Below are 5,719 nucleotides of genomic sequence, written 5' to 3'. Positions count from 1 at the left end.
CGTAAGGCGTTCGAGGCAATGGGCGTGGGCATTGCGCTGCCGGTACTGAAATGGGCTGGCTTCAATGCACAATCGACGGAGAACACACCTGAGGCGCTTTTCGTGCTTCTCCTCATGTTCTGCGTCGTGCCCCTGATCCTCTGGCTTATCTCCATCGTGTTCATCCTGCGCTATCCGATCACGCATGAGCGCCAGCAGCGCCTTCGATCGGCGCTGGAACGCAGAATGGCGCGGCGCGAACTGCGCCGCGTGATGGCGGATTGAAAGAAAGGGTGAGTGCCGGCAGGCGGTTACGCCTGCTCCAACCCCATCGCTTCTGCCAGAAGTGCGTAGGAGCGGATGCGGTCCTTCTGGTCATAGGTGATCGTCAGAATGACGAAATCATCGACACCATGCGCTTCACCGAGAGCGAGCAATCGGGCGCGGACCTGTTCAGGGGAGCCGGTAATGCTCCGCTGCTCTATGGCGCGCAGCATCACGCGGTCCTGATCCGTATAGGGATAGGCGAGTGCTTCCTCGATGGAAGGAAAGGAGCCTGCCCGGTTCTGGAGAAGGTGCATCACCCAGAGATTGCGGGAAGAGGCGATGCGCCTTGCTTCTTCCTCCGTGTCGGCAACCGTGACCGAGACGGCGATGGAGCCGCGCGGGCTTGCATGGTCACGCGAGGGACGGAAGTTCCGGCGATAAAGTTCAAGCGGCTGGGTGCCCGCATCCTGATTGATGAAATGCGCGAAGCAATAGGCCATGCCAAGCTGGGCCGCGATGAGAGCGCCATCCCCGCCTGAGCCAAGCATCCAGAGGGCAGGCATGCCGGGCCCGCGCGGCGTCGCGTGAAGCCCGACATAAGGATGATCGGCCGGAAAGCCGCCTGCCTCGCCCTGAAGCCCTGTTGCATCTTCCAGAAACTGACGGAGCAGTTCCACCTGCTGCGGAAAGACGCCGACATCATAGGCCTGCGGCCCCGGCTGGAGCGCGCGGGTGGTGCGCATATCGCCTCCGGGCGCGCGACCGACGCCGAGGTCGATACGGCCCGGGTAAAGCGTCTCCAGCACGCGGAAGCATTCCGCCACCTTGAGGGGGCTGTAATGTGGCAGCATCACGCCGCCCGAGCCGACACGGATGCGGTTCGTTGCTGCCGCCACAGCAGCGATCAGCACCTCCGGGGCGGAGCCGGCAAAGGACGAGGTGTTGTGATGCTCGGCCAGCCAGTAGCGGCTATAGCCGAGGCGCTCGGCCTGCTGCGCGAGGTCGATCGTATTGGCGAACGCTTCTGCCGCGCTGCCACCCTTGCGGATCGGTGACTGATCGAGAACGCTCAGCGTGACCATATGGCCGCCTCCTTCTTCTTCCTCAGGCTTCTTCTCCCGGCGCTGCCGATGCCTGTCGCTATTTTTCCAGCGGGCGCTTCTTCACGCGCTTCACGATGCCGGAATAGTTGAGCAGGATGCGCTCATTCTCGCCGCTGCCGGTAAAAACCTGGCCGCGTACAAATACCATGCTGCCGGTATTGCGGACGACTTCGCCTCGCGCCTCGATGAACTCACCCGCGCCTGCGGCTGCGGTGAACTCTGCCGAAAAGGAAACGGTGACGGAAGGCCCGCCCTCCAGCACATCGCGCCCGATGGCGAAAAGCGAGAAATCCGCAAAGGTCATCAACAGCCCGCCATGCAGGAAGCCGCCGCCATTGCAATGCGTCGGCGTCGCTTCGAAGGCGCAGGTGATGCTTCCATCCGGCTGCCTGCGGAAAAAGAAAGGCCCGGCATGGTCTTCAAAAGGATCGTGTCCATTCCAGCTTTCATAGCCAGCCAGTCGGCCGCTCAGGGTCGTATTCATGAAATCAGACGCTCATTCTTGGGATTGCCTTTGCCGGGCTTTTAACAGGAACCCTGCGGCTTCAAAAGCCTGAGGCAATAAATCCCCGCTTTTGTCGTGGTTATTAAGCGGTTCGTTACTTCGCTTCGCCAGATTGCCTGCATAAGCTTTTGTTGGAACAGGATCAGTCACGGATGTTGGACAGATTCAGAGAAGATCGGCGCGTAGAGCACAGCGCGACGGCCATTTCCCCGCGTGATCTTGGCAACGCAGCCCTGCGGGAACTCTGGGCGCATTGGGAAGAACGCCGGCCGGAGAATGGTATCCCTGAGCGTCCTCAGGTTGATCCGCTGCGCTTTCCGCGCCTGCTGCCGCAGGTCTTCATCCTGAAGGTGGAAGAGAGTCCGACTTCCTTTGTTTACAGCCTGGTGGGCGAGGCAAATATCGAGGCGCATGGTGCGAATTTCACCGGTCTTGATGTCCGCGAACTCGACAGCATCTGGCCCGGATATGGCTCGTCGCTGCATGATTTCTATTGCTATGTCGCTAGCCGGAAAGAGGCCGTAGCGGTGCGCGGCAACATGCGCTTCGTCGATCGCGGCTTCCGCCATTTTGAGTCCGTTTACCTTCCGCTTGCCGGCAAGGAGGGGGAAACCGCGCAAATCCTCGGTGCCGCCGCTTACGACACAGGCGTGGACCTGATGTGAGCTTGCTTCGGATTTTAACGGTTTACTTCAGCTTCCCTTAGGGAAATACGGCCATTTTTTAATGATTGGTGACCAAAGGTCAGGTGGGAAATGGGTTTGGGACTGAAACGCCTCGTAAGAACGCAGAATGAAGAAAGCGTCGAGGATCTCTTCGCCGAAGCCAGTGCACACGGTATTGCCTTCTGCAAATTGAAGGATCTGCGGGAGCCGCTTTGCCGCGACATGCTGGCTTACTGGAATGAACTGCGGGGGGATCGCGTGATGCCCCATCGCGATGAGATCGATCCGGTCCGCTTTGCGCGCTACATGCCCAATCTTCTCATGGTGCAGGTCGATTGGGAGCCTTTCGACCTCACTTACAGGCTGATCGGCGGGGATGTCGTGACCGCGCATGGCACCAATTTTCGCGGCCAGCGCGTCATCGAAAGCCGCTCGCATACCGGGCGCTTCAACGAAGTGCTCCATGCGTTTTACACATTCGTGGCCGAGCAAAAGCGCCCCTATGCGGTGCGCGGCACGATGGAATATGTCGAGCGCGGCTGGGTGAGCGTCGAGGGGGTCTATCTGCCTCTCACGCTGGATGGCGCCCGTACCGACCGGATTCTGGGTGCTGCCGTCTCGAAGCCCTTGCCCCGCCCCTGATCCGTCCCCCTTTCAGGGCTTTTGACCCCCGGCAGCCCTTGGCCTAAATTCCCGCAGCTTTCAGAAACCAAGCACCGGGAATGGTCATGGCCCTAGACGCCGAAACTCGCGAACAGCTCATCTCCTCCGTCCGCCGTTTTGTGGATGAACGCCTGCGTCCGATCGAGGACAAGGTCTCCGAAACCGATATGGTGCCGGATGAAATCGTTGAGGAAATGAAGGAACTCGGCCTTTTTGGCATTTCGGTTCCGGTGGAATATGGCGGCCTCGGCCTCACCATGGAGGAAGAATGCCTCCTGATGTTCGAGCTTGGCCGCACATCCCCGGCTTTCCGCTCTGTCATCGGCACCAATGTGGGCATTGGCAGTCAGGGCATCGTCATGCATGGCCGGCAGGACCAGAAGGAATACTGGCTGCCGAAGATCGCAAGCGGCGAGACGATCATCTCCTTCGCGCTGACTGAACCTGAAGCAGGCTCCGACGCCGCATCGCTGAGGACGACGGCAATCCGCGATGGTGACCATTACATCGTCAACGGCACCAAGCGTTACATCACCAATGCGAACAAGGCCCATGCCTTCACGCTGATGGCGCGCACCGACCCGAAGACGCCGGGAGCAAAGGGCGTTTCGGCCTTTGTCGTGCCGCGCGATCTGCCGGGCATCCATGTCGGCAAGCCGGAAAAGAAGATGGGCCAGCAGGGCGCGCATATTTGCGACGTGGTGTTTGAAGATGCTCGCATTCCCGCCGATTGCCTGCTGGGCGATGAGGAGGGAAAGGGCTTCATCACCGCCATGCAGGTGCTGGAGCGTGGCAGGCTTCACATTTCCGCCGTCTGCATCGGTGTTGCCGACAGGCTTGTCGAAGACAGCGTGAAATATGCCGCCGAGCGCCGCCAGTTCGGCGCGCCGATCGGCAATCTGCAGCTCGTGCAGGCCATGCTCGCGGATTCCAAAACGGAAGCCTATGCGGGCCGCTGCATGGTGCTGGACGCCGCGCGCCGCCGCGATGCGGGTGAGGATGTTGCCACCGAAAGCTCCTGCACCAAGCTCTTCTGTTCGGAAGCCGTTGGTCGTATCGCCGACCGCGCGGTGCAGGTGCATGGCGGTGCAGGCTATGTTGCCGATTACGGCATTGAGCGCTTCTACCGCGACGTGCGTATCTTCCGCATCTATGAAGGCACGAGCCAGGTGCAGCAGGTCATCATCGCGCGCAATCTGCTGAAAGCGGTGAGCTGAGCGCCATTTCACGCATCACGATCTCTGTCAGGTGATCGGCGAAGGCCTCCGGTGTCATCACCCGGTCCTTCGCCGACACATAGCGATGCACCATGCTTTCGGCCAGCATGGGCACGATCTGCGCACTACGTTCGGGGTTCGTACAAATATCGCGCGAAAACCCCTCGAAAAGTTCAGTGAGAACCACGCGCATCTCGCGCTCTCCCTTGTCGAACGCATCGCGCATGTGAGGTGGCCGAGGCGCTTCCTCGAAAAGAATCCGGTGAAGTTCCGGGTCTTCCATGTGAATGTCGAGAAGGCAGCGCACAAGCCCTGCCACTCTGTCGCGCGGGGTGGCGTTGCCTGTTGTCGCGAGCGTTTCGCCAAGAGCGCGCATGGTTTCCGCAATGTGGCGTTCCATCAGCGCGACGAGCAGCGCCTCCTTGTTCGGGAAATACTGGTAGAGCGAACCGATTGAGACGCCCGCGCGTTCTGCGATCCGGTTGGTGGTCGCGCCGCGCAGGCCATGCGTTCGGAAAATGTGAGCCGCCGCTTCGAGGATGAAGGTGACGGTTGCCTCCGCGCGCTGCTGAAGTGGCTTCCTGACGCGCTTTTTCCTGCCTTGTTCAGCCACCAATATGCCCTTGTTGAACGCGAGTAGGGTGCGCGGTCCCGGCTCCTTATTCTGCAATGACAATCTTGGCGTTCGGCCCGTTAGCCTGTCAACGCAAGGCCGGAAAGGTGAGGGAGAAGAGATGTTCGACGAAATGGCGATCCTTTGGGATTACAATTTGCGCATGGTGCCGGGCATTCTTGCCTTTCTGCTTTGTCTCGTTCTGTTGCCGCGCGCTGCCATTGGCATCCGTATCGCTCTCTATATCGCGCTTTTCATCCTCATTCGTGACGCGATGACGCCCACGGGGCTTTGGGCTTTTGACGGGCTGCGTATCAGTTTTATCAATGATGGTGGCGTTCTGGCAGCGCTCGGCATCGCTTCCGTGATCGGCGTGCTGGTTGTCTGCGCGGTGGAAAAGGAGATGCGCGCGCTGCTCGTCTGGCGGAAGGGGTCGCTTGTTGCAGGTGCCGGGGTCGGGCTCGGCGCCGGTGCGGTGATCGGGTTGGGTGCGGCTTCCTTGTCAGGCTTCTCACCCATGCTGCCGGATTATGCAGCCGGCTTTATCATCGGGCTCTTCATTCTCGCTTATGGCGGCAATCTGCTGGAGGAACTTCTCTTTCGCGGCTTCCTGCAAGGGCGGCTAGAGCAGATCGTCACGCCGGTGCGCGCCGCCTTGCTGAGCGGCCTTCTGTTTGCTGTCTGCCATTCTTACCTCGCCATTACGG

The 5,719-nt window shown here is 60.2% G+C and carries 8 protein-coding genes; 5 read left to right on the top strand and 3 right to left on the bottom strand.

From position 1 onward, the window contains the following. On the top strand, nt 1-264 hold a 264-nt coding region (locus tag WBF74_RS11410), incomplete at its 5' end, for an MFS transporter (protein ID WP_424439764.1). Nucleotides 265-290: 26 nt separating this feature from the next. On the opposite strand, the gene WBF74_RS11405 is transcribed toward WBF74_RS11410, so the two are convergent. Continuing rightward, the gene (locus tag WBF74_RS11405; protein WP_424439761.1) at nt 291-1,328 is read right to left on the bottom strand and encodes an LLM class flavin-dependent oxidoreductase; all 1,038 of its coding nucleotides are present in this window, start codon (nt 1,326-1,328) and stop codon (nt 291-293) included. Nucleotides 1,329-1,386: 58 nt separating this feature from the next. Further along, nucleotides 1,387-1,833, bottom strand: coding sequence for a PaaI family thioesterase (locus tag WBF74_RS11400; protein ID WP_424439758.1), 447 nt, complete (start codon nt 1,831-1,833; stop codon nt 1,387-1,389). 173 nt (nt 1,834-2,006) lie between these two features. On the opposite strand from WBF74_RS11400, the gene WBF74_RS11395 reads away from it, so the two are divergent. From WBF74_RS11395 to WBF74_RS11385, 3 genes are all read left to right on the top strand, one after another. Continuing rightward, the gene (locus WBF74_RS11395; RefSeq protein WP_424439755.1) at nt 2,007-2,519 is read left to right on the top strand and encodes a PAS domain-containing protein; all 513 of its coding nucleotides are present in this window, start codon (nt 2,007-2,009) and stop codon (nt 2,517-2,519) included. 96 nt (nt 2,520-2,615) lie between these two features. Further along, the gene (locus WBF74_RS11390; RefSeq protein WP_424439752.1) at nt 2,616-3,161 is read left to right on the top strand and encodes a PAS domain-containing protein; all 546 of its coding nucleotides are present in this window, start codon (nt 2,616-2,618) and stop codon (nt 3,159-3,161) included. Nucleotides 3,162-3,247: 86 nt separating this feature from the next. Then, nucleotides 3,248-4,399: an acyl-CoA dehydrogenase family protein gene (locus WBF74_RS11385; RefSeq protein ID WP_424439749.1), complete on the top strand. Its 1,152-nt coding sequence runs from the start codon at nt 3,248-3,250 to the stop codon at nt 4,397-4,399. Here the strand turns inward: WBF74_RS11385 and WBF74_RS11380 are convergent. Next, nucleotides 4,365-5,012 (bottom strand): TetR/AcrR family transcriptional regulator, encoded by a 648-nt coding sequence (locus WBF74_RS11380; protein ID WP_424439746.1) that lies wholly within the window; start codon nt 5,010-5,012, stop codon nt 4,365-4,367. The genes WBF74_RS11385 and WBF74_RS11380 overlap by 35 nt on opposite strands. 121 nt (nt 5,013-5,133) lie before the next feature. Between WBF74_RS11380 and WBF74_RS11375 the strand changes: the two genes are divergently transcribed. Continuing rightward, on the top strand, nt 5,134-5,719 hold a 586-nt coding region (locus WBF74_RS11375), incomplete at its 3' end, for a type II CAAX prenyl endopeptidase Rce1 family protein (protein ID WP_424439743.1).

Source organism: Parvibaculum sp. (assembly GCF_049672805.1).
Taxonomy (GTDB): Bacteria; Pseudomonadota; Alphaproteobacteria; order Parvibaculales; family Parvibaculaceae; genus Parvibaculum.
The sequence above is the reverse complement of the archived record's forward strand: the minus strand, read 5'-3'. Positions and strand labels throughout refer to the sequence as shown.